Genomic DNA, 22496 nt, shown 5'->3' on the forward strand with positions numbered 1-22496 from the left:
ATTAATAATAAAGACTATGCTATGATTTTCAAATACGAATGTTTCCATTTAAATAATTTAAATTTAAAAGATCATATCAAACACCATCGCTCGATGTATAGTGTATATTCTCCTACATCTTATGAAACGCCGTTATAGACATTTATATAGTAATCCCGATGCGCCACAAGGTAAAAAGCCAAATTAAACACCTATCAAAACACCTGTTCCAGCAAACCTGCGCATGTTTACACTCATAAGCAAACCCTAGGTAAAAGATTTAAACATAATACCAAAACATTATATAAAATAACATTTTATATATCTAAACACTACTGTAAACGAATCACTTTGTTCACACCTAAATTTACTTTTCATTGCAATGCCTTTGGGATAAAATATTTTTAAATACTTTATAAAAATTCCCGCCACTTGTAACACATGGAGGTATCTTTGTAAAAGGCAATTTTGAAACTTTCAGAATGACATTTTAAAAGAGGCAAAAACCTCTGCTGGTATTGTATTGCCAAAACTTTACCAATTAAACAATTTAATAAAACATCAAATCAATTATCAAAAAGTGGAAGAGAACATTTCGGAACCGCTGGTAGCCGTTCCAACCAATTTTGACATCAATGGATTCATTGAAAAGCACAGCACGGAAGGCATAGGCAACTTCAACAAGGACATCCTGCTCTATTACATTGGCCTTATAACCTCTGTTCCCTCACGTGACTTTGACCTCATCACAGAGAGCGGGTACGTGCCCCTTTCATCAAAGCTTTTGCAGGGCATCGCGCACAACTACCTACAGTACATCAAATATCTTGAGAAATACCGCGTGATTGAGCGTCTGGAGCAGTACCAGAAGGCAGGGATGATGACCATGAGGGAAGGGAAGCTGGTGGCTTTGCCTGGGAAGTGCATGGGCTACAGGTTCAGGCCCAAGTACCAGACAGAGGTGAGATACGTGCCCTTGACAGACACAAGGTTTATCAAACGCCTCTCCAAAATGGCAAATGTGAAGACTGACGCAAAGGACGTTTACCCCTTCCTTCACAGGTGGTTCAGGGACAAGAGGCTGAATATTGACATAAAGGGTGCGGAAAACTTCTTCAGGAAGTATCTGGGGATAGAGGGCAACGCTTACCCAGAGCCAAGCGCAAGGTTGAAGTTCAACGCCTACATGCACCCCCTGCGGATGCTAAAAGAGGGTAACGGCAACTTCACCTTCACCATAGACGGTACGGGCAGGAGGCTGCACAACCCCTTCACCTACATGAAGCGCGAGGCCAAGCAGTTCATCACGTGGGGAAAGGACAATAAGAAACTGGTGAGCATAGACATAAAGAACTCACAGCCCTACCTTCTTCTGGGGCTTCTAAGCGGTGAACTGTACGGGCTGGATGAAGAGTTTGTGGGGGCGTTAAATAATTTAAGGGCAAACGGCACGGGGAATCTTACGATAACGGAGCGGAAATTAAATTTAAAATCATTCAATGCTTCCGTTGTAGGGCTGCTGGACCGATTATCTATATTGGATAACACTTCTTCCCCTAAAAGGCCTTCTACTAAGGCGGTATCTATGTCCTTTAATACACCTTATTCCCTTAAATGCCTTTACAATGAGCATCTATGTATCATTGAACATATCTTCCTTAGAAGTTCTTCTTCTATGTCTTCCAGAATATCTTCTTCCATAATGTTAGTAGATATATTCAACAGAAACATAAAAAACAATGATTACAGCTTACCAGAGGACACTTTAAGGTACAGGCAGGGGGTCATAGACAGTACTTTCTACCCCTTCATGAAGGACAGGTTTGAAGAGGAACTTGGGGTAAGGTACATTGATATGAAAGCCCTTAAGAAAGACGTGTTGGCCGTGTTCTACTCAAAGGTGAACGGTGGCCCTTACCTCAACGCAAGGAAGAAGGTGTTCGCAAAGTATTTCCCGACCGTCGTGGCGTTTCTGGACCTGCTGAAGGGGAAGAACTTCCTTGGGGATAAAAGTTATACCCTGCCCGTAACTCTATTGCAGAGGCTGGAATCCCACCTTATGCTGGACAGGATAGCCAAGCGCATTGCCTCAAGGAACCCAAACCTTCCCCTGTTCACCATCCATGACAATCTTGTGACCTTAGAGGGCTATGAAGATTTCGTGGAGGGCATCATCAAAGAGGAAATGGAAAAGTGCATAGGCGTTGCCCCTATGGTAGCCGTTGAACCTTGGGTAGAGAAGACAGCGTAGGTTTCCTGAAAAAGCTTCAAATCAGGCCGTTTTAGCCTCTCTTTTGCTGAAAGCCTACCCACAGAGTAGGTCAAAGGCAGAAGTAGGCTACAACGGTCTGAAAAAGGCTAAAAAGTATATGCAAGTAAGGTTGTTGCTGCCTGTTCCAAGGCCTAGGAAAGGAAAGATTTCAGCCTTCACAGCAGAGGAAGTGAAGGCCATTTCCCTTTCAGGAATATGTTAAAAAAAGGCCATTTTAGGCGTTGTGATTCTTACACCCTAGATGTACATTGTTTCACAAAGATATTCGCTTCACGGGGCTAAAAAAGGCCAAAAACCATTATATCCTAAGCCTTATTCATGCATGTTTATTCTGCGTTGGATTCAGCCCGCAGTTCCTCATACCTTGCGCCCTTGCACCTGAAACACACACCCCCATTCACATGGCGGTATCTGGGGAAATAACCAGCCCCGTTGCACCTATCACAATTGTGGTATTCACCTATCACCCTACCGTCGGCACCCCTCACAGGTGTCTTCCCCGCCTTGTGGGTCTGTTCATGGCAAATGTAGCACAGCGTTTGCAATGCTTCGTCTGGGTATTCCCACGCCAACAAGCCATGCTGGTAGTAGGTGTGGTGTATGTGAAGACCGCCTATATAACCCCATTTGACAGTTTCCAAGTCAAAACTTTTCAACTCATCAATGTTTGCCTCAAATTTGTCTTGCCTGTCATAGAGTCCTTCTGTATGGTTTTCAACCGCAAGAAATACAACCGCCTCTTTTTCAATATTCTCAAGTTCCCTCTTAGACTGCCTGCTTATGACAACAAGAAGACCATTATCTACTTTCGGCATAACACCTCTAGGGATGAATGCATAGATTTCCCTGCTATCAGATAATTTCAAATCTACAGCCGTACCTGTTTTTGATGGCATGAAACCATTTATGTATGCAATTTCCCCATAACTGAAGAGGTTTCCATTCCTGCACAGTAGGCACCTTTTATTATCTCGCTTCAGAATGGCTACCCGCTTGGCCTGCCAGTTGTCTGAACTTAGCTGTTCCTGATAGTTCATGGATTCAAATAGACAAGCTTAAAGTATTTTAGAGATAACGAAAGTGGTGTTCTTGATGAAGGTCACCCCGTCCTTCTCTTCCAGTTCAAACCCCTTGGAACTAGGCTCTTCACTGGCTTCCTCTTCGGGTTCATCGCTGCTTATCCCGTACTTGGCCTCAAATTCCTCAAGGGTCAGGTGAGAATCCTTGTTGCCCTCTTCATTCAGGTCATCCAACCACTTGTCACACTTCGCCTGCGCTCTTTTCTCAAGGTAGAATAAGATGTGCAAGTAGCTTTGCCCCTGTACAATCACCTTCTTCTTCTTACTGTTCTTGTAAAGGGTATACCACCCGTTCTTCTCTTCCAGTACACGGCCCTTAGCCAATGCCCTCTTATAAAGGTCGGTAAAGTAGTCATTTGGGTTATTGGGGTCCGCGAACAGATAAGATTCATCAAACAGGATGAGAGCGTCCTTGTCTACTATCTGGTTATTGAAGTGCTTTACCCTTAGAGGCACGTTTAATGGCTTTTTCATACAGCTAATAAAACAATTTAATGGAAGTGAAACTGGAAGCAGTGGGAGGGGATTTTAAATTTAAAATTAGAGGGCATCACCAGAGACAGTTGCCCTTGTGTAAAGCTTGTGGACTGAACTGAGGCCGAACTTCTTGCCCCTGCTGGTCAGGTAGCCAAGCTCATTCAGCTTAGCCACTATCTGCGGGAAGGACTTACCCTCTGCCTTGGCGCTCAGGATAAGGTGGATTGCCTGCTTGTTCTCTTTGCTGTTGGCGGCGTTGGCCCTGCGTACAGCCAAACCCTTCAACCTTGCAGCCTCGGATAGGTTCTCTGGCGTTCCCAACTTGAACCCCTGCGCCTTCTTAGCCTCCAACGCTGCCTTGGTTCTGCTGCTTATCAATTCACGCTCATGCTGCGCCAGCACTGCAAAGATACCAATGGTCAAAGTGTTTGCGTCTGGCATGTCTGCGCAGATGAAATCCACGCCAGAGTCCTTCAGGGAAAAGATGAAGCCAGCGTTGCGGGATAGCCTGTCAAGCTTGGCAATAACCAAAGTGCTGCCTGTGGCCTTAGCATGTGCAATGGCAGCTTTCAACTGCGGTCTGTGGTCTTTCTTCCCGCTTTCAACCTCTGTGAACTCCGCTTTGATGCAGTCCGTGCATTTCAGGAAAGAAAGCACCGCGTTTTTCTGCGCCTCAAGTCCAAGACCACTTTCCCCTTGCTTCTGGGTGGATACTCTATAATATGCTACGTAGGTTTTCATTGCACCTTTTGCTTTTAACACACTAAAGGTACATTATGCCTTTCACTTTTATAAACGTCCGTTTAAAAAAGTATACATCTTAAGATTACAACTTACCCTTCTTCCCCAGATTCAGCATTTTCTTTAGGCTCTACTTCCATCTCTCCCCAATGAATAAAATGGTTAAATGAAGATTGATCTAGTGACTTCATAAAAATTTTGCGTGCAGCCTCTAAGCTCTCAAAATATTTTTTAAATGGCTCTGCATACTTAGCAGCAACAATTTTGTCATTTGGATAGGGGATGGATATTTCTAAAACTCTTTTGCCAACATCTTCTCTATTGGTTTGCATAAAGATAATTCTCTCCCATTGCTCTCGCACCTCTTTTAAAGAGAGTGCCCACATCAAATAAAATTGATCAATGGCAGTTCCTTCGCAAGCTCTAACAATAATAACCTCTTTTGTTAAAACGACTCTCTCCTGCCCAGGCATGAGGACACAAAATTCTCCAATGTTCTTAGAAGCACGCTCAGGAGAAATTAAATCATATGGTTTTAACTTTGACTCTCCTCCTCTCCAAAAGACCTTAGCCAATGCTTCAGGAATCATATTTGTTGGATTGATATTTACCAGACCAGCCCTCAAATCTGAAACTTTAATATAGGGTATTGTACCTACTCTCTGGTCTGAACTTGGACTCCCATGGCCTCCAAACACATATATTTTTCCCTCTTCTACAAGTTCCCCTAAAGTCTTTAGTGTGAACTCCCCGTTGTCCTCCACAAGACTGTTAATCCCCTTATAAACAGAAGCATCATAATACTTTGGAACGAAAACATCAAGCATAAAAATCTCACTTTGAGATCTAAAACTAACATCATCCCTACTAAAGCTACCTTTGCTTATTTCATCACAAGCTTCAGCTAATTGATCATTGATAGTTTCATTTGAGCGAATCCCTGTCTCTGGATTTACTATGTATTGCTCATGACCATCCTTATTGATCCCACAAGTTTTAGCATTAACAACTAATACTTGTCCATCCGAATACCAACTTGGCTTATGCATACCTTTATTTTTTCTCTAAAATGTAAAAGTTAGTTTTTGCACGACAAAAGCCTTGAAAAGCCTCCATTGGAATATTCAGTATTGCACGCATATTAAAATGATCCTTAATCCACTGTCTGAGCCATGCATAAGAGGAAGAAAACATATAGGTTTCTGGTAGTATAATACCTAATCTGCCGCCTTTTACAAGAAGCTCATGGCACCTTTCCAAAAACAGGATTCCCAACTCTCGCTCTTCAAATTTGTTCACTTCAAACTTGAAACCAGAAACTTCCTTTTTTGCTTTTTGTGCTATTACAATACCAGCAGCCTTTGCATCTACTTTGCTCATTTTTAAATCTTTCCCAAAAGGCGGATTTGTAACTATACATGTAAAAGAGGCTGGAATCAATGAAGATCTTAAATCTGGGTAATAAGCGTTCCAAAGGTGCTTTCGAAGTGAGTCACCTAAAAACGTGTGTGTTGAACCGTCACCTATTGTTAACATTATTGCTTTAGTGAGTTTAACATTTATTCGGTCTTTATCCACTCCAAATAAATGTCTCTGAGCCCATCCTTTTGCATCCCCATCACTCATTGCTGGATATCTCTCTCTTAGTTGCCTATAGCTTTCTAAAAGAAATCCTCCAGTTCCGCAAGCGGGATCTAAAACCTTATCCTCAGGTGCTATCTCCATTAATTTTATTGCGCTTCTTATTACAGGATAAGGGGTATAATATTGACCTTCCTCTGATTTTAAGCTAGCCGTGCGGAATACTTGAAACGCTTCAGAGACAGCACTAATTGAGGCATCTCGGAGCCTAAATTTAGAAAGTTCATATGCACATAAAGTAATGGTATGGTCATCTAAATTGATATCACTATCAGCATCCGTCATAAAAATATCACTATGAGCAATTCTCATACCTTGGAACAAATCCCTTATTCTCCTTGCCGTTTCCCCTTCTGTGTCCCAAACTTGAAATGGCACAGACTTAGAAGGAGAATATTTAGCGATCTTGTCTCCTTCTAATTTTGCCAGAATAACATTACATAAGTTATTTAGCCTTTCATCACTTCTAGTACTCCGTGTGTCTCCTGAAACAGCAACGCTCAAAAGACGGCTAAAAACTTTTTTTAATCTTGCAGTAGAAGGCTCTTCTAAATCACTCCATGTCAATTTATTTTCACCAGCTTTAATAATTGCATCGCCAAATTTTGGTAAACTGCCATTAAGAGCAACTTCAAATTTTCCTTCAGGAGTTTTATAAACTAAAGTTATTTCATCTCCATTCGTCCAAATTCCTAATACTACATGAGGCTCTAGCCCCATATAGATTTTCAATTGGTTTACACCTTCACTTTTATTAGGAGCCTTTGTTTCAATAATTATTTGAATATGTTCATAATCTCCTAAGTGCGAAGGGCTATCAAAAATTGCTACATCTACTGGGTAACCTTTAAAGCTTTGGCCAGCCTCTCTTCTACTTGCCTCACTAGGACTTTGGGGCACCCTCCATTCAGGGGAATATTGAATTTGATTTTTATCCCACCCAAGTTTAATTAGTTCTTCTACTAAAGGTAGTCGTGTATGTGTATGCTCAGACATTGGACTATTTAAAATTTCTTATTTATTAGGTAAACCTAAATTTATTGAATCTAGACAACAGTAATCATAAGGCATTTTTTTAATTGCTAAATTTTGCCTTATTTAATGGTACATATTTGTTAGATGAACAACGAAATGAGATTTTGGTCACCTTTTTGGACACCTGTAAAACGACAAAAGCCTTGTAAGTGGTTAACTTACAAGGCTTTGTCTTACTATTGGGTAGCGGGAACAGGACTCGAACCTGTGACCTTTGGGTTATGAGCCCAACGAGCTACCAACTGCTCCATCCCGCACTGTTTTTGTGATACAAAGGTAAGGCGTTTTGTTTTAACCTCCAAACGTTTTTAATAAGTTTTTAGGAAAACAGGCTAAAAACGGCCAGTTATCCCGAAGTGAATTTTGCCCCGCTGCAGGCTAAAGCCCTCCTGTTCGTTCCGCCCCACGGAGTAAACTAACTGAAACACACCGGCTCCCGTTGAAAAGCTAATGCCGCCGCCCACACCGCTGGCCCACTGAATATTTTTTTCTTCCGGCAGGTCTCTTCTTAGATATCCTTGATCATAGAGCAGGAAAAGGTAGGAGTCTTCGCCGGTGTATTGCCTGAACTCAAGGGTACTGATGGCGTAGGAGCTGGCATAGAAAGAATAATCATCGAACCCCCTGATACTGTTCAGCCCACCAAGCCGGAAAAGCTCGTTCAAGTAAAGCCGCTGGTTCAGGAGTGCCTCCGCCTTTAGCCGGGTCAGCACCACGCCGTTTTTAGTCACAGGCCAGTAGCGCTCCAAACGGCTTGCCACCGACAGCTGCGTGGTTTTCATTTGCAGGGTATCATAATAGCTGGCCTCTACGCGGGCGTTCCGCTGAATACGCTTGTTGCCCACCGCACCCTGAAAAAAGGCATGGGAGCCGCGGCGCGGGAAGTACAAATCATCCAGGTTGCCCCAGGCATAGGCCACGCCGTACGAGGTGAAGTTGGCGTCAATAGCCGAGGAGTCGGCGGTGCGCTGGCGCAGTGCCTCCGGCGACAGCAATTGGGAACTCAACACTTCGGCAAAGAAAGTGACGCGACTGGTGGTGGAAAGCGGATAGGCAATCTCCAGGCGCGGACGCAGGTTCAGGAAAGACGTGTCTTGCTTGTAGAGGTGAAACATGGCTGCTACCTCAAACGGCGAGGAGAACAGGTGTGGGTGCCGGTACTCCACGTCCAGCAGCTGCGAATTTCGCTCTACCTTCCGCCAGTGCAGCCCAATTTGCTTGCCGCTGCCCCGAAGGTTGCGCACCTGCAGGTTCACTTCACCGGTAATCAATAATTTGGCCTCTCGGCTATTTGGGTCGGGCAAGAAACCGATGATGCCGTCAAACTGGTTCGCTTTTTTCTCTTCCAGAAAGAAATAAATACGGGCTTGGTTTTTGGCGAACAGCACCTGCGGAGCGCCTACCACCTTCAAAAACGGAAGCTGCCGAAGCGCTCGGTTTGCTTCTTCCATGCGCTGCTGCGAGAAAGGCTGCCCTTTCTCCAGGTGCGTGTATCTGGTAAGCGCTGTGGGTTGAATGCGGCCAGTGCCTACCACTACAATAGAGTCTATGGTCATAAGCGGTCCCCGAACCAGTCGCACCACGCCCTGCAGGGAATCTTGCCGGAGCTGCAAGGAATCTATGACCACCTGCGCGTACGGATAGCCAGTATTCTCGGCCTCGCGCAGCAAGGCCTGCTGCAAACGGGCAAACTCTGACGGCCTGAAAGGAGTGCCTCTGTACAACTTCTCCCGAAACCCCACCCGCTGCAGAAGCGCTTCGCCAATGTTGCCGTTCTGCAAAGAAGCCCACACAATGGGCCTGCCGGTGTACACATGCACCCTTAGCGAATCGTTTTGCCGCACCAGACTATCAATAGAAGCGGCCAGATACCCCTGTTCCCGCACATTCCCCAGCCATGCCTGCAGCCCTTGATGTAGATTGACAGAATCAAGCGGAATATTTTTGGGCTGATTACGTTTCCAGACATCAGCGGCCTCAGCGCCTTCCGGAGTCACCACCTGTACCACGGTTTTGTTCTGCGCCTGCGCGAAACCACCGCAAAGCCACAACACCAGGAGCAAACCCAGAATTCTGTACCTTTGCAGGGAAAACATGTAACGCACAGCGGAACTTAGCCTCAGATTCATTGTTTGTAATTTACGGCTTGCCTCTCAATTTTGAGCAGCCGCACTTTTTCTTTTAACGCAATTCCTTTACTTAACGCATTTTGGCCGGAATTTATCTTCATATCCCTTTTTGTAAACAAGCCTGCCATTACTGCGATTTCCATTTCAGTACGTCACTAGGCCTGAAAGAGCAGGTACTGAACGCTATGCAGCAGGAGCTGGCGCTGCAGCAAAGTTACCTCAACGGCGCCACCATTGATACCATTTATTTTGGCGGCGGCACTCCTTCTATTCTATCAGTGCAGGAGTTGCAGGGGCTGTTTGAGACGATTTACCGGTTGTTCCCCGTGAATCCTTCGGCGGAAATTTCGCTGGAGGCCAACCCCGACGACCTGACGCCGGAGAAGTTGTTGGCGCTGAGCCAGACACCGGTGAACCGCCTGAGCATTGGTGTGCAGTCTTTCCACAACCCGCACCTGCAGCTCATGAACCGTCCGCACTCAGCGGCTGAGGCCGAAGCCTGTATTAAACTGGCGCAGGATTTGGGCTTCGGCAATATCTCCTTGGATTTGATTTACGGCATTCCGGCCGAAAACCCGGCGCTGTGGGAAGAAGATTTGGCCAAAGCTTTTGCGTTGAACGTGCAACACCTATCGTGCTACGCCCTTACCATTGAACCCAATACCGTTTTTGGCCACCGCGTGCGCAAGGGCAAGTTCTCTCCCGCCGACGAGGAACGCGTAGCCCAGCAATTTGAGCTGTTGATGAGTCAAGCTGCTGCCCATGGTTTCCTTCATTACGAGATTTCCAACTTCTGCCAGCCTAGGTTTGAGAGTAAGCACAACAGCAGCTATTGGAAACAAGTGCCATATTTAGGCATTGGCCCTAGCGCCCACTCCTTCAACGGCACCAGTCGTCAGTACAACTTGCCCAACAACCCAAAATACGTGCAGAGCCTGCAGCAGAACGAACTGCCGTGTACCGTAGAGGAACTGACCGTGGAAGACCGCGTGAATGAGTATGTCATGACCACCCTCCGCACCAGCTGGGGCTGCGACACCAACTACATTCAGGAGAAGTGGGGCATCCAGCTACTAGACCTACACGCAGAATACCTGCAGCAAATAAAAGACAAAGGTTTACTGCGTGAAGAAAACGGAGTTTTGATTCTAACTGAAGCCGGCAAACTATTGGCCGATGAAATAGCCTTGGACTTGTTTCTGCTGAACGAAGAATCTGTTTAGGCGTTTCAGGGCTGTTTTTGGAAAAAGAGGCCAAAAACACCTTATTGCATGGTAAGTAATTTTGTATGAAAACAATTGCAGAAACCAAGTTTAACAGAATTCTTAAAGAAGGATTTCAAGAAGTCCTAAAACCTTTAGGTTTTAAAAAGAAGGGAAACAACTTCTATCTTCAGCTGGAGGAGCTGGGGCAGGCTATTAATGCTCAGAAAAGCCGGTGGAATACCAAAGATGATATAAGTTTCACCATTAATGTGGGTGTTTTTCTGCCCGATTACTGGCAAAGCATGGTTTACAATCAAGGAAAACCGCTTCCTACGTTCCCTTCTGTTTATGATTGTTATTCACATAAGAGGATTGGGCAACTTAGGAACCAGCTCGATACCTGGTATGACGTTGATGCAAGCACAGATGAAGAAAAGTTGATTGTTGAGATGAAGGACAATCTTGTTAACTACGTCCTTCCATACCTTAATCGCGTGAAAACAAAAGAAGATTTTTTCTATTTGTTCAAAAAAGAAAGAGAGTAAATATTTTGTACTTGAAACTCTTCTTGGTTATCAATTATCATTTCAAGCGCACACTTGAGCCATTCAATAATAACGGTTAGTTAAATCAGCCCCGTTCTACGCCATTTGCCCCAAACCCAACCACTTCCTCAGAAACGTTGCTGAATAGCCGCCAAAAAAGCTGGGCTTCGGGCAAAACGCCTTGCGTGGGCTGCACCTGCAGTACGCGATTTCCTTCTAAAGAAATGGTCAAATCGCCGTCTTCAGAAGCGGTTACCTGCCACACCTTCAGCCCCTCGGGCTGGGCACGCACCAGCTCCTGCAGTTTACGGTCTCTGAGGCTGTTACCAGGCACCTGTACATCAAACTCGGGGTTGGCGAAAGACTGGCTGTCGCGGGGAATTTCGGCTTCCTGGAAGCTGATTTTCACCTGACCCGCCTCTTCCAGCTGCCAAAAGCAAGATACCTCCAGTGTCCAGGCACCTACATCCAGTATGAGTCCGTGGGCATTGGTGATACTGGCCTTGCCGAAATGGAAATACTGCACCTGCCCTATGCGGGTAGCTTTGGTGAGCGGCAGCCCCAACAGGTGCTTCAGCTCCGGAAAATTATTTTCAGCCATACACTACAATAACAGAATGCCAAAGGTACGGATTAAGCCGGAAGGAGACAGGGCGCGTTTTAGGTCTATTTTTGGAAAATCAGGGTAAAAACAGGTGCCTTATGATTTGAAAGCTAAATGGAAACAGTATTTTAGAAGCATGGATAAACTGACCCAATACAACCGCAAACTACTGGCAATTTTTGGCACAATGCTTCTAGCCGCTTTTGGGCTAGCCGTAATTATTGCATTAGGTCTTTTTATTGACTCTCTTTTTGACAGCCCCAGACATGTTTATGACCAAGGCGTACAAATAAGGGAAACTACTGCCAACGGCACCGATACCACCATTTTCAGAACGCAACAGGCATCGTTTCAGGAGCCCATACAGCTAGACACCGCCAAAGCGCAATTTGTGATCCCGGTAGGGCAGGTGGACCTGGAGGAAAAGGAAAGAGTAAATGCCTTGGCAAGTTCTGGCAGCTTTGAATACGAGCCCAGAAAGTCAAGATTTGACTCCTACTCTGGAATCTTCAACAACTTCATCTTTTATGATTATGCCAGCGGAACTAAGACTAAAATATTCTCAAAAAAAGTAGCCGTTACCAACTGGTCAAATGCGCTGGTAAACGGCACCGAGCTGCTTCTGTTCATGGGCACCGACACTGACTCAAACCAAGACAAGAAGCTTGATTCTGATGATTACCAAAGCCTCTTCGCCTTTTACCTTAAAGACAGAAAACTAGTAGAGTATAAATTAGACCGCCGCTCCGTATTAAGCTACGAGCCTATGGAAAAGACTTCCTTGGTGTCTGTGCAGGTGGGCATAGACAAAAACAAGGACTTCAAATTTGACAGATACAGAGAGCCGGTAGAAGTGGTGGTGCTAGATGTGGCGTCAAGGAAATTAAGCGACTTGGTTTCGCCAGCCATGAAGGCCGAAATCCAGAGCATCATTGACAAATAGCCTTTACCTACTTTTTCAGCCACCTAAACTTGGGTGCAAAAAGAAGCCCCTTGGCGACTGTTTTAGCTGTATTTTCTGAAAAACAGCCTAAAAACAGACAGCCAAGGGACTTACAATAATGGAAAGCTGTACACGGTTTTATTTAGTTGTGGTACTGCTCTTGTTGTTGATAATGAAATTGGCACCGTCTTTCTTCAATATCAGTTCCACGTCATCACCGGTGGCTTTCTGCATGAGCTTCTTGTACTTCTCAAACAAGGCGTCTGGCTGCTTTTTATCGTTGATGTACAGCCCGGTTTTATCCATTTTGAAAAGATAGTCATCGTCAGCAGATTTGATAAAGCCGTCGGCTAGCAGTTCCGCTTTCAAGGCCTTCATCATGGCTTCGTGTTTCTTCATGCGCTCCTCATGCTCTTTCAAACGCACCTTGTGCTCTGCCATGCGCTTTTCATGGTCTTTCATGCGTTCACCGTGTTCGGCCACTCTAACCTTATGCTCCTCCATGCGGCGGCTGTGGTCTTCCATGCGTCCTGCGTGGTTGGCTTCTAAACGAGCATTAAACTCCTGCTGGCGCGCCTCAAACTCTCTTACTCTGGCTTCATAGGCTTTCATGCGGGCTTCGTAATCTTTCATGGCACGCTTGTAGCGTGCTAGGCCTTCCTCATCATCGGGCAGTGGGGCCACAGGCGGAACCGGGGGCACTGGCGGAACAGGCGCCACGCCTAGTGCACCTGGGGCTCGAGGAGCAAGAGGCGCTCTTGGGCTGCTGGGTGCCGGTGGGGCTGGAGGTGCTGGTGCATAGAATTCGTCTTCTTCCTCTAACCTCTCCAGAGCAGCCTCTGCCTTTTCCATGGCTCTTTCTACATCTTCCTCGTTACGCAGAACGGTGGCTTCTTTGGCCGCGGCCAACTGGCGCTGAATACGCTCCTGGTACTTGCCCAGCTCGCTCTTGGGCACGCGCTGGCCATTCACATACACTTCTATTACTTTGCCTTTCTTGTTCTGCACAATGATAATTCCATCCTCCAGCTGTTGCAGAGAATAGCCGTCTTCGGTATGGTCTAGCACCGCTTTTAATTCTTCTGCGGCCGTACTGGTTCTGGCAGATGGCTCCTTCTCAGTAGCTACGTTCTTTTCTGCCATTGTTTCTTCAGAACTGTTTGCCCAGGCACTGACTGAAAGTACCAGTACCGCTGCCATTACTGTGCAACTGGCTAAAAAACCCTCAGAGAAAGAAGGGCGAAGGGTAGATTTATGCACCAGGCGACTGATGCGGCCCAGCAAGGTCCGGCGGCGGCCCGAGAAGGCCATGGCCAGACGGGGAGAGGTTTCATTCTTTTTCATGTTCATTTCTTCTAAAGAGGTTAAAGCATAGGCATAGGTGAGGGAATCTCCGCAGAGGGCAAGCGCCAGGTCATCGCAGGCATGTTCGCGCTCGGTGCGGATGCAGTCTGAGATCCACCACACGCCCGGGTGGAAAAAGAACAGCGTCTCCACCACACTCTGCAACAGGTTCATCAGGTAATCGCGGCGATAGACGTGCGCCAGCTCATGCGCCAGAATAGCTTCTACCTGCGCCGTGGAAAGCCCGGACAGCGCGCCAAGCGGCAGCAATACCAGCGGCTTGAAATGCCCCACCACCATAGGCACCTGCACCAACGCCGACTCAGCCACTTTCACGGCCTGCTTCAGCCCCAGCCTCTGGCCTAACTGTACGGCCTTCTGCTGCCAAGCCTCTGCCACTAGTTGAGTACGGTAAGATTTTAGGCGCTGCACATACACCCAACCGCCTAACAATCGTAGCGTCATGAGCAACATGCCCAGCAGCCAGAGAGTGACTACCGCCGGTAAATGCTGATTGAAATAGGCCTGCCCTTGGCTTGTGACTTTCTGCCATAGGCTAGGAGCTGGTTCTTCCGCCAAACCTTGGGCAGTGGTCACATTATGTTGTGTAGCTACGGTAGTGATTTCAGTACCACCAGTAGCGGCTGGTTCATATACCTGATAGAAAGTGACAGCCGCCAGCAGCAGCATGGCCAAAAGTCCGGCGCCTGCTACTTTGTAGCGGATAGCGGCAGAGTGGCGGTGCATGAGGCCCAGCAATGCTGCCAGCAATAGCGCCACAAGCGCCCCTTGCCAGAGCGAGTGCAAAAGCGTCCAGCCCAGCGCGTGCATGACGGCCTCGGGCAAGAAATCATGGAGTAGGTTTTGAGGAGTCATCTTCCAGTTTCTTTAAAAGTTGCTTAATCTGATCTAGTTCATCTTGAGAGGTGCGGCGGTTGCCTAATGCCTGCATCACCAGCTTCATGGCCGAACCCCGGAAGGTGGTATCCAAGAACCGGTCTAGCAGGCGTTTCTGGGTGTCTTCTTCGGTAACGGCGGCCTGGTACAGGTGCGAGCGACTTTCTTCAGAGCGGGTCACCAAACCTTTTTCATGCATAATCTGCAGCAGCTTGAGGGTGGTGGTGTAGCCGGTTTCCTTTACTTTGTTCTGTTCGTCGTTTACCACGCGCACGGTGCAGGGCCCGTGCTGCCAGAGAATCTGCAATATCTCCAGTTCGGTGTCCGTTGGTTTCTGAGGAGGTGTAGGGGCGTCTGTCATTCGAGCTGATTTCTATCTACGACTTGTTTCGTATGACAATTATACGAACAGTTTCGTAAAAGGAAAATATTTTACACGAAATTTTTCGTAGATGCAAAAATAATTTCTCACCTCCGTTATGAATGCGGTAAGAGATTCTTAAGTAGATGTTGAAAACATCTGTTCCTTTGCTGTTTTCTCCCTTTCAAAAGGAATGGCACCAGGGTCACTAATTCGTAAGTATACTTAGGCGTTATGGTAATTGGTATTCTAGTAACTTAGACTTAAGGAAAACAGTCCAGCCAGCCCTTGTTGGTATTATCACCAATAAGAAAAACTACGGGTCAAACTGTAATCTTAGCTTCCCCTTCAACAGCATAAATGATACATATAAAGTAGCGCTGTCCACCGTTTGAGAAGCCATCGTGCTTGTTGGTGATAACACCAACAAGGGCGGCAGGTGAAGCTTGGAGTTAATACAATGAACTTGTTTACTAGAGTCTGAGCCACAACTGTAGATTTTTGCTGTGCGTTTTCAGCAGTAAGCAGAAAGGCTCCTGAGGTGGCTGATTAGCAAGAACACCAAGAAGGCAGCGGCTATTTTTTAAATTTAAGGGCTATGCCTTACTTCCTCAATTCTCAGTTCAATTTTAAGCAGGTTTGGTAACCAATAAAGCCTTTGCCAACTTTGGGGTAGCTGTTTCGCTTTTGCCTTCGTACCACTTTCTATGATGAACAAGACAGTACTCACTTTTTTGCTAGGCTTCATGAGCCTGCTGCCAGCAGCGGCTCAACGATACAAAACGGCAGCCGGAATTAGAATAGGCACAGAGGAATTTGGGCTCACCCTGCAGCAGAAAGTATATGAGAAAACAACCGTGGAAGGTATGGTGGTTTTTGCCCCGCGTGAAGTCACTGTCACTGTATTAGGACAGCGGCACTTTCCGTTGTTAGGGCAGCGCTTTAATTATTATTTGGGCGGCGGTGTACACGGTGGCCACCTCAAAGATTTCGGAGCCATTTACGGCTTAGATGCCATTGCCGGCATTGAGTACAAAATTAACGGCTTGCCCTTTTTACTCTCTACAGACATAAAACCAGCTTTTCACTTAAGGCATGAGAGTTGGTTTAACTTTGGTGGCGCCTTCTCCATCAGGTACGTGCTTATAAAAGAAAAGCCACCAACTCCGGGCGAGATCATTAGGGGCATTTTCAAGAAGAAGTAAATCATAGGCGGCATCTCATCTGGCAGCTGTTTTGGAGCTGTTTTTCAGAAAAGAGGCCTAAAAGAGCTTCGTCTTAGTATTACCAACTCCTTTATATCTCAGGAATTTGGCAAAACGGGTTCTTTATGCTTTTACTTTAGCTTGAGGAGCACGTTTGGCTGCAGTCTCTGCCGCTAGGGCGTACGGTGCCGGTAGGCGCTCACCATACTGGTTTACATAAATTACTTCTTGCGGATAACGCACATGGCTCAAAGAATCTGCTAAGGCAAACATGAATCCGGCAAACATCAGGCAGATAAGTACAATCATTTTCATGGCAATAGTTTTTTAAGTTTTAGATTAAAGTCTTTTAAAAATTGAAAAGGCTGCACCAGCGTTTTTGATTATTTGAACAGTTGCATCTCCCAGCTTTCAATTACAAGATGCAGCCCTTGTGTTCAGCGTTGCTTCAATTCTGAACTTTCTTTTCCAATTGGTGTGCCAAAACTATTACATACTGATTATCAACATTTTGAAAGATTAAAAAGACTTACCAACCTGTTCGGCTTTGGACGGAACCTGTTCAGAAGCGCACAGCAGTGCGCACTGCCATAAAGTGTGGATTTACTTCTCGTCTTACCTAGAAGAGATAAAAGGCCAAGCCAAATTGTTTAGAAAGAGCACTTGCTTTGGGCGGCATCCGTACATTAGTACCATGTTACCAGATTTAACCCCTGAACTTACTTTTCAGACATCGCGCAGCAGCGGGCCGGGCGGGCAGAACGTGAACAAAGTGGCCAGCCGGGTAGAGGTGTGGTTTTCTATTGAAAACTCAGCATTGCTCACAGATGAGCAGAAGGCTTTGTTACTGGAAAAGCTGGCGCCGCGGCTGAACAAAGATGGCTACCTCCACCTGGCCAGCCAGGAAGACCGCAGCCAGTTAGTGAACAAAGAGCTGGTGGTGCAGAAACTATGTGAGGTGCTGGAACAGGCTATGCACCGCCCCAAGCCCCGAAAAAAAACCAGACCCTCCAAAGCCGCTGTTCAGAAACGAATTGAAGCCAAAAAGAAGACAGGCCAGAAAAAGGCGAACCGACGCGGCGCAGGGCATAGCCCTGAGTTCTGAGTCTTGAGTCGTGAGCCAAAAACAAGGAGAAACAGCACTGCGTTTTGGGGCTACTTTTTAAAAATTGAGCCGAAAACAACAAAAAAAATTAAATTTCACTTTTGACTCGAGACTCAGGACCCGCGACTCAAAACTAATTTAAAAGCTCACCTGAATGCCGTTGGTCAAATTGTACAAGTACCTGGGAATAGGAACAATGGGACGGGTTTCATAGGTGTGATTGAAGCTGGTGATGAGCTGAAACCGGTTATTTATTTTCATGGTAAATGAGAAATCGCCGCTGAAACGGTGCCGCCACATCTCACTGGGCTGATCATAGCCAAACTGGTAGTAGTGAATGGAACTGAGCTCCAGGTATGGGTTCAGGGGCAGCCGAATGCTCACGTAATTTGACATCTTTGGGATGTGCTTTTCAATATATCTTGCTTCCTGAAAATTGCGCCAGCGCTCGTGCTCGTACATGATACCGGTACCCAGGTTCAAACGCACATCATCGCTATGCACAAGCCTGAACCTAACACCGGCTCCCACCAATGACCTCAGCTCCAGACCTCGGTTATAGTCATACTGCAGCTGCCCGTAGGTTTCATAAGATAGGCGCTGCTTTCTTTTAAACGTTACTCTGCCATGCACATAGCCGGTTTCTATCTGTGTTTCTCCCCTAAGGCGCACATAATTGTAAGACCCCATCAGCAGGTAAGTAGTGTTCTCAGAAACGTAGCCAATGTTACCGTTTCCTGTTATGCCCACAAAGTGATCTGTTCTACCCTCGGTGCCCACAGGCCGGTTAAACAGATTAAGATTCACTCCCAGTTTGCCGGTAAAGTAGTTAGAGGAATCGCGCTCTACTCTGGTCTTTTCCACATTCAATATCTGTGAGAATGCCGGCAAATGACCAATTACAAAAAAGAAAAAAACAAGGAGAGCACGTGGAGAAAAAGGCATAAACAATAAGCGACCAGTTTTTTTGCAAAGCCGGTGTCAGTTGATGAAAGGCAGAAAAGACGATCTGCCTGATCAGGTTACAGAAGCTTAAAATTACGGCATTTTGGGTAAGCGGACAAAAGCATGACCCAACAGGGGGAGTTCTCCCATGCCAGCTTGCCACATGAAAAGAGCCGTTTTTGCCCTGATTTCCTGAAAACAAGGCAAAAACGGCTCTTGGCACAAATTTTTATTCCTCCAGGTTTAGCCAAAGGTTTTGACGGCTTCGCTTAAATCATACACTGGCACCTCTTGCACCGTTACGGAGATGATGCTGGCTCCGGCCGCTGAGCGGTAGCCGCTGGCGCAGTGTACTACAATGGGTTTGTCTAACGGAATTTCCGGCACCCGCTCCCGCAGCTCGGGCAGGGGAATATTGATAGCGTGGGCAAAAATCTGCTTATCCCGCACCTCGTTGGCATTCCGAATGTCTACAATGGTAAAATCATCTGGGTTAGCTCTGAAACTGGCCAGATCTAACGTAGGTTCTTGTTTGGTAGGGGTAGGCAGCTCTGAGAAAGCACCCACTATGTTTTGGTCATAACCAATGCTAGCCGATCTGGCTATCAATGTGTCTATGGTTTCTTCGCCTTCGGCCAGTAAGTAAAATTTCTCTTCAGGCTCTAAAATAGTGCCCAGCCAGGTTTCAAACTTGGCTCCTTCCTGTATGTTGAAAGATCCTTCCAGGTGCCCCTGCTTAAACTGCTCTTGCGGACGTGCGTCTATGACAACGTACTTGTCTTCCAAAGGATGGTCAGGAGCTAGCTTAGGCACTTTTTTCACCAATGAGTCGAACTTTTCAGGACTTCCTTCTCTATTCAACTGAACGGTTCTGGCAAAATATTTCGGCACAAATGGTTGGTCTTTGGTGAGCCAGGCCACAAAGTCATCTTCAGTCATGGGCTGAAGTGAAGGATTGCTCCTCTTTTCATCACCAATTGTACTGCTTTTGGCATCTGAAGAGCTTTTTGAGCAAAGGCTGCCGGCGCCATGGGCGGGGTACACCACTACATGATCGGGCAATTTCATTAACACTTCCCGGGTGGTATGGTACATCTGGCGGGCCAAGGCTTCTCTGGAGGTATTCACATCATCCGGGTCTTCTCGCAAATCGGGCCTCCCAACATCACCAATCAACAGAGAATCACCGGTAAAGACAGCATTTTCTTTTCCGTCTTCGTCTAACAAAAGTACAGATATACTGTCTGGCGAGTGACCTGGAGTGTTTAAGGCACGCAAGGTTACTTTGCCCACTTTTATTTCGTCTCCTTGATCAAAAGGAGTGTGTTTATATTTGGCCTCAACCTGTGCACTCACATAAATGGGCGTCTGCTTTGCCTGCGACAGCTCCAGGTGGCCGCTCACAAAATCGGCGTGTGGGTGCGTTTCTATAATGGCTACAATTTTAGCGTCGTGCATCATGGCAAACTCCTCGTACTGCCTGGGGTCGCGGGCAGGATCTATGACCACTATCTCCGCATCACTCATGATGGTGTAAGAGAAATGGGCTAGTCCTTTATCTTCAAACTGATGGATTTTCATACCAGATCGGTTAAGTAGCAATTCACACTTTTTCTAACGCGGTAAATTTACAGCGCCAGATAAGCTTTTGCCTCTTTTAACGTGAACGGGCCAAAGTAGATACTTCCCACATCAAGCTTTAGCACCACACCTACCGAGCATACTCCTCTTCTAAAAAAGCAAAAGAATTAGGGTAGATAAGCCATTGGCTCTGTGTACTCATTCCGTCAAAACCTGTAGCTTTGAGAAGCAAGCCTTTAACCTTACCGTGCCTTTGCCACGTAGTTGGTCTGTTTGCTTCTCAACTTATTGCTCTACTTATGCAGGAACCTAAAGGAACTCTGATAGCCCTTGGCGGCGGCGACGATGATGGTCTTATCTCTCTTATTCGGTCTGAAATCTGCAGCACCGACTCCCATATAGAGGTGATTACCACTGCTACGTTAGAACCAATGGAGTCTGGCCAGGCATACAAAGAGGCCTTTGAGGAACTGGGTTGCAACAGCGTTAGGTTTATGCACATTGATGAAGAAAACGAGCCAGACAAGCCTCAAAACCTGGAGCGAATTAAACAGGCGGAAGTCATTTTCTTTACCGGTGGCAACCAACTTCGCCTGAAAGAATTTTTGGCCGGCAGCAAGTTGCACCATCTCATGCAGCAGCGGTTCCAGCACGAGGAGATTACCATTGCCGGCACCAGTGCCGGTGCCGCAGCCATGTCTAATCGCATGATCTATGAAGGCTACGGCTCTTATTCGCTCATGAAAGGCGAAGTAAAAACCACCGACGGCCTCTCGTTTATCAACAATCTGTTTATTGACACGCATTTCACCGAGCGCGGCCGATTTGGCAGACTTGCCCACGCCGTCACGAAACGTCCTGAATTTGTTGGTATTGGTTTGGGCGAAGAGACGGGCATCATCATAAAAAGTGCGAACCACGTAGAGGTGTTTGGCACCGGAGTAGTTACCATCATGGATGGCTCAAAGGTACGCTATACCAACATTCCAGATGTGAAAGAGGGCGACCCGATTGCCATAGAAAACCTGACCATGCACCTGTTGGTAGAAGGCCACGAATACTGCCTCACAGACCGTACGTTCCGGCCACTGTCGCAGCAGAAACGCAGCGCAGACGCGGCAACTGCCAAATAAGGTGTTTGTTTTTAGCTCTCTTTTGTAAAAGCAGCCTAAAAACATGTTGCCCTTGTAAAGAAGGCACCGCCTTGCCTCTCATGCGATGCAAATAGTGCGTTAGCAGCGGCTTTTGGCACAGACACTCGCAGGCTTTGGAGACACAGTGAGGTTTTAGGAACAACCAGTTTAGTGTTTTTGGCCTACTTTTTAGTAAACAAGACTAAAACACGACTTGTGTCACTCCTGAATTCAGATTTTCGTTCGGCTCCACTATTTCCTGAATTCCTTTTGCAGCTCAATGTTGATGGCTACGGCCGCCTTGGTACCCTCTGCGGCGGCAACTATGACCAACTGCATATCGCGGGCGGCATCTCCGGCTACGTATAACCCAGAAAGATTGGTCTGCTGGTGTTTATAGGTTTTCACCACGCCCCGGCTGGTAAAATCGCAGTTCAGTTGGCGGGGCAGGTCTGACCGCTGATCAGAACCGGTTGAGAAAAAAAGCGCTTCCCGCTGCTCTACTTTGCCGCCTTTCAAGACTATACGCTGTAGTTGTCCGCCTTCTCCTTCCAGCATTTCAATGGCCTCGGTAGACACTTTTACTCCATTTCTTTCCAGCAGCTCCCGGTCTTCGCGCTTAAGTTTATTGGTGCCGTCGGTAAAGAGCATGACATCACTGCTCCAGGTTTTCAATGAGAGCGAAAGACCAATGCCGTCGCGGTTTTTGCCGTAAGCTGCCAACGGCTTGTTTTTAGACTCATAGCCATCGCAGTATGGGCAGTGGTGTATGCTGGAGCCATAAAAAGGTTCGGCGCCCGGTAGTTTCGGCCACCGGTCCACCAGCCCCGTGGCTAGCAGCACTTTTCTGGAAAGGTACACCTGATCGTCTTCATCGGTGGCCTGAAAAATTCCGTCTTCTTTTATGATCTTGACTATTCGTTTGTCTTTGAACGCCACCTCGTACTTTTCAAGGTCTTGGCGACCTAGCTGCAGAAATTCCCGCGGCGCGGTGCCATCGCGGGTAATAAAGCCGTTCATGGCGTTAGAGTAGGAATTACGGTATTCACCAGTATCAAATAAAGCCACTTTGCGCATACAGCGCCCCAGCAACATGGCAGCGCTCAAACCAGCCGGGCCGCCGCCCACTATCAGTACATCATACATAGGTCAATCTCTTTATCCGAAATGGCTAAACGTAAGCCACAGAAAAGAGATGACTTCTGCCAACATAATCTTAAGCCGTCAGTAAGAAAAAACAATCAAAATGAACTGCCGCCGGTGCAACCAACCTTT

General features: G+C 46.6%; 20 protein-coding genes and 1 tRNA gene. 7 read left to right on the forward strand and 14 right to left on the reverse strand.

Features of this window, described 5'->3' with window-relative positions; translation table 11 throughout:
- Positions 1-559: 559 nt before the first annotated feature.
- On the forward strand, positions 560-2230 hold the full coding sequence (locus A8O23_RS09705; protein WP_153042145.1) for a hypothetical protein: 1671 nt from the start codon (positions 560-562) through the stop codon (positions 2228-2230).
- 347 nt (positions 2231-2577) lie between these two features.
- Here A8O23_RS09705 and A8O23_RS09710 read toward each other — a convergent pair whose 3' ends face one another.
- From A8O23_RS09710 to A8O23_RS09740, 7 genes are all read right to left on the reverse strand, one after another.
- Positions 2578-3288: a hypothetical protein gene (locus A8O23_RS09710; RefSeq protein ID WP_066620209.1), complete on the reverse strand. Its 711-nt coding sequence runs from the start codon at positions 3286-3288 to the stop codon at positions 2578-2580.
- Between the two features lie 18 nt (positions 3289-3306).
- The gene (locus A8O23_RS09715) at positions 3307-3804 is read right to left on the reverse strand and encodes a hypothetical protein (protein ID WP_066620212.1); all 498 of its coding nucleotides are present in this window, start codon (positions 3802-3804) and stop codon (positions 3307-3309) included.
- 66 nt (positions 3805-3870) lie between these two features.
- Positions 3871-4548, reverse strand: a complete 678-nt coding sequence (locus A8O23_RS09720; protein ID WP_066620214.1) for a recombinase family protein — start codon at positions 4546-4548, stop codon at positions 3871-3873.
- A 92-nt stretch (positions 4549-4640) separates the two neighbouring features.
- The gene (locus tag A8O23_RS09725) at positions 4641-5597 is read right to left on the reverse strand and encodes a restriction endonuclease subunit S domain-containing protein (RefSeq protein ID WP_066620217.1); all 957 of its coding nucleotides are present in this window, start codon (positions 5595-5597) and stop codon (positions 4641-4643) included.
- 4 nt (positions 5598-5601) lie between these two features.
- Positions 5602-7185: an HsdM family class I SAM-dependent methyltransferase gene (locus tag A8O23_RS09730; protein ID WP_066620219.1), complete on the reverse strand. Its 1584-nt coding sequence runs from the start codon at positions 7183-7185 to the stop codon at positions 5602-5604.
- Between the two features lie 219 nt (positions 7186-7404).
- Positions 7405-7481, reverse strand: a tRNA-Met gene (locus A8O23_RS09735).
- A 75-nt stretch (positions 7482-7556) separates the two neighbouring features.
- Positions 7557-9353: a BamA/TamA family outer membrane protein gene (locus A8O23_RS09740; RefSeq protein WP_082882979.1), complete on the reverse strand. Its 1797-nt coding sequence runs from the start codon at positions 9351-9353 to the stop codon at positions 7557-7559.
- Positions 9354-9433: 80 nt separating this feature from the next.
- Here A8O23_RS09740 and hemW point away from each other — a divergent pair, with 80 nt between their 5' ends.
- Both hemW and A8O23_RS09750 read left to right on the forward strand, forming a co-directional pair.
- The gene (gene hemW / locus A8O23_RS09745) at positions 9434-10576 is read left to right on the forward strand and encodes a radical SAM family heme chaperone HemW (protein ID WP_066620223.1); all 1143 of its coding nucleotides are present in this window, start codon (positions 9434-9436) and stop codon (positions 10574-10576) included.
- A 65-nt stretch (positions 10577-10641) separates the two neighbouring features.
- Positions 10642-11103 (forward strand): DUF4304 domain-containing protein, encoded by a 462-nt coding sequence (locus tag A8O23_RS09750; protein ID WP_066620226.1) that lies wholly within the window; start codon positions 10642-10644, stop codon positions 11101-11103.
- Between the two features lie 85 nt (positions 11104-11188).
- Here A8O23_RS09750 and A8O23_RS09755 read toward each other — a convergent pair whose 3' ends face one another.
- Positions 11189-11704, reverse strand: a complete 516-nt coding sequence (locus A8O23_RS09755) for a hypothetical protein (RefSeq protein WP_066620229.1) — start codon at positions 11702-11704, stop codon at positions 11189-11191.
- A 139-nt stretch (positions 11705-11843) separates the two neighbouring features.
- Between A8O23_RS09755 and A8O23_RS09760 the strand changes: the two genes are divergently transcribed.
- A complete protein-coding gene (locus A8O23_RS09760; protein WP_153042146.1) occupies positions 11844-12650 on the forward strand; it encodes a hypothetical protein in 807 nt (268 codons plus the stop codon).
- Between the two features lie 138 nt (positions 12651-12788).
- Here the strand turns inward: A8O23_RS09760 and A8O23_RS21965 are convergent, their stop codons facing one another.
- On the reverse strand, positions 12789-14870 hold the full coding sequence (locus A8O23_RS21965) for a M56 family metallopeptidase (protein WP_066620234.1): 2082 nt from the start codon (positions 14868-14870) through the stop codon (positions 12789-12791).
- Positions 14845-15252, reverse strand: a complete 408-nt coding sequence (locus tag A8O23_RS09770) for a BlaI/MecI/CopY family transcriptional regulator (RefSeq protein ID WP_066620241.1) — start codon at positions 15250-15252, stop codon at positions 14845-14847. The genes A8O23_RS21965 and A8O23_RS09770 overlap by 26 nt, the downstream gene beginning before the upstream one ends.
- Before the next feature lie 707 nt (positions 15253-15959).
- Here A8O23_RS09770 and A8O23_RS09775 point away from each other — a divergent pair.
- Positions 15960-16457 carry a hypothetical protein gene (locus A8O23_RS09775; protein ID WP_153042147.1) on the forward strand — a complete coding sequence of 166 codons (498 nt, stop codon included), beginning with the start codon at positions 15960-15962 and terminating at the stop codon, positions 16455-16457.
- Between the two features lie 123 nt (positions 16458-16580).
- Here the strand turns inward: A8O23_RS09775 and A8O23_RS09780 are convergent, their stop codons facing one another.
- A complete protein-coding gene (locus A8O23_RS09780; protein ID WP_066620246.1) occupies positions 16581-16772 on the reverse strand; it encodes a hypothetical protein in 192 nt (63 codons plus the stop codon).
- A 379-nt stretch (positions 16773-17151) separates the two neighbouring features.
- Between A8O23_RS09780 and arfB the strand changes: the two genes are divergently transcribed.
- The gene (gene arfB, locus A8O23_RS09785; RefSeq protein WP_066620461.1) at positions 17152-17562 is read left to right on the forward strand and encodes an alternative ribosome rescue aminoacyl-tRNA hydrolase ArfB; all 411 of its coding nucleotides are present in this window, start codon (positions 17152-17154) and stop codon (positions 17560-17562) included.
- Between the two features lie 138 nt (positions 17563-17700).
- Here arfB and A8O23_RS09790 read toward each other — a convergent pair whose 3' ends face one another.
- Together A8O23_RS09790 and A8O23_RS09795 are read right to left on the reverse strand one after the other, a co-directional pair.
- Complete coding sequence (locus tag A8O23_RS09790; protein WP_161486714.1) at positions 17701-18426, reverse strand: DUF481 domain-containing protein; 726 nt, start codon at positions 18424-18426, stop codon at positions 17701-17703.
- Positions 18427-18750: 324 nt separating this feature from the next.
- The gene (locus A8O23_RS09795) at positions 18751-20088 is read right to left on the reverse strand and encodes an MBL fold metallo-hydrolase (RefSeq protein WP_066620251.1); all 1338 of its coding nucleotides are present in this window, start codon (positions 20086-20088) and stop codon (positions 18751-18753) included.
- Positions 20089-20387: 299 nt separating this feature from the next.
- Here A8O23_RS09795 and A8O23_RS09800 point away from each other — a divergent pair, with 299 nt between their 5' ends.
- Positions 20388-21221, forward strand: coding sequence for a cyanophycinase (locus A8O23_RS09800; protein ID WP_066620253.1), 834 nt, complete (start codon positions 20388-20390; stop codon positions 21219-21221).
- Between the two features lie 252 nt (positions 21222-21473).
- Here A8O23_RS09800 and A8O23_RS09805 read toward each other — a convergent pair whose 3' ends face one another.
- Positions 21474-22367 (reverse strand): NAD(P)/FAD-dependent oxidoreductase, encoded by an 894-nt coding sequence (locus tag A8O23_RS09805; protein ID WP_066620255.1) that lies wholly within the window; start codon positions 22365-22367, stop codon positions 21474-21476.
- Positions 22368-22496: the final 129 nt, after the last annotated feature.

It is taken from the genome of Rufibacter roseus, assembly GCF_001647285.1.
Lineage (GTDB): Bacteria > Bacteroidota > Bacteroidia > Cytophagales > Hymenobacteraceae > Nibribacter > Nibribacter roseus.

Excerpts from the sequence above, each read along its gene's own strand:
- A8O23_RS09710 (WP_066620209.1), bottom strand. The coding sequence starts at position 3,288 with ATGAACTATCAGGAACAGCTAAGTTCAGACAACTGGCAGGCCAAGCGG.
- A8O23_RS09715 (WP_066620212.1), bottom strand. The coding sequence starts at position 3,804 with ATGAAAAAGCCATTAAACGTGCCTCTAAGGGTAAAGCACTTCAATAAC.
- A8O23_RS09720 (WP_066620214.1), bottom strand. The coding sequence starts at position 4,548 with ATGAAAACCTACGTAGCATATTATAGAGTATCCACCCAGAAGCAAGGG.
- A8O23_RS09725 (WP_066620217.1), bottom strand. The coding sequence starts at position 5,597 with ATGCATAAGCCAAGTTGGTATTCGGATGGACAAGTATTAGTTGTTAAT.
- A8O23_RS09730 (WP_066620219.1), bottom strand. The coding sequence starts at position 7,185 with ATGTCTGAGCATACACATACACGACTACCTTTAGTAGAAGAACTAATT.
- A8O23_RS09740 (WP_082882979.1), bottom strand. The coding sequence starts at position 9,353 with ATGAATCTGAGGCTAAGTTCCGCTGTGCGTTACATGTTTTCCCTGCAA.
- A8O23_RS09750 (WP_066620226.1), top strand. The coding sequence starts at position 10,642 with ATGAAAACAATTGCAGAAACCAAGTTTAACAGAATTCTTAAAGAAGGA.
- A8O23_RS09755 (WP_066620229.1), bottom strand. The coding sequence starts at position 11,704 with ATGGCTGAAAATAATTTTCCGGAGCTGAAGCACCTGTTGGGGCTGCCG.
- A8O23_RS09760 (WP_153042146.1), top strand. The coding sequence starts at position 11,844 with ATGGATAAACTGACCCAATACAACCGCAAACTACTGGCAATTTTTGGC.
- A8O23_RS21965 (WP_066620234.1), bottom strand. The coding sequence starts at position 14,870 with ATGACTCCTCAAAACCTACTCCATGATTTCTTGCCCGAGGCCGTCATG.
- A8O23_RS09770 (WP_066620241.1), bottom strand. The coding sequence starts at position 15,252 with ATGACAGACGCCCCTACACCTCCTCAGAAACCAACGGACACCGAACTG.
- A8O23_RS09775 (WP_153042147.1), top strand. The coding sequence starts at position 15,960 with ATGATGAACAAGACAGTACTCACTTTTTTGCTAGGCTTCATGAGCCTG.
- A8O23_RS09780 (WP_066620246.1), bottom strand. The coding sequence starts at position 16,772 with ATGAAAATGATTGTACTTATCTGCCTGATGTTTGCCGGATTCATGTTT.
- arfB (WP_066620461.1), top strand. The coding sequence starts at position 17,152 with ATGTTACCAGATTTAACCCCTGAACTTACTTTTCAGACATCGCGCAGC.
- A8O23_RS09795 (WP_066620251.1), bottom strand. The coding sequence starts at position 20,088 with ATGAAAATCCATCAGTTTGAAGATAAAGGACTAGCCCATTTCTCTTAC.
- A8O23_RS09800 (WP_066620253.1), top strand. The coding sequence starts at position 20,388 with ATGCAGGAACCTAAAGGAACTCTGATAGCCCTTGGCGGCGGCGACGAT.
- A8O23_RS09805 (WP_066620255.1), bottom strand. The coding sequence starts at position 22,367 with ATGTATGATGTACTGATAGTGGGCGGCGGCCCGGCTGGTTTGAGCGCT.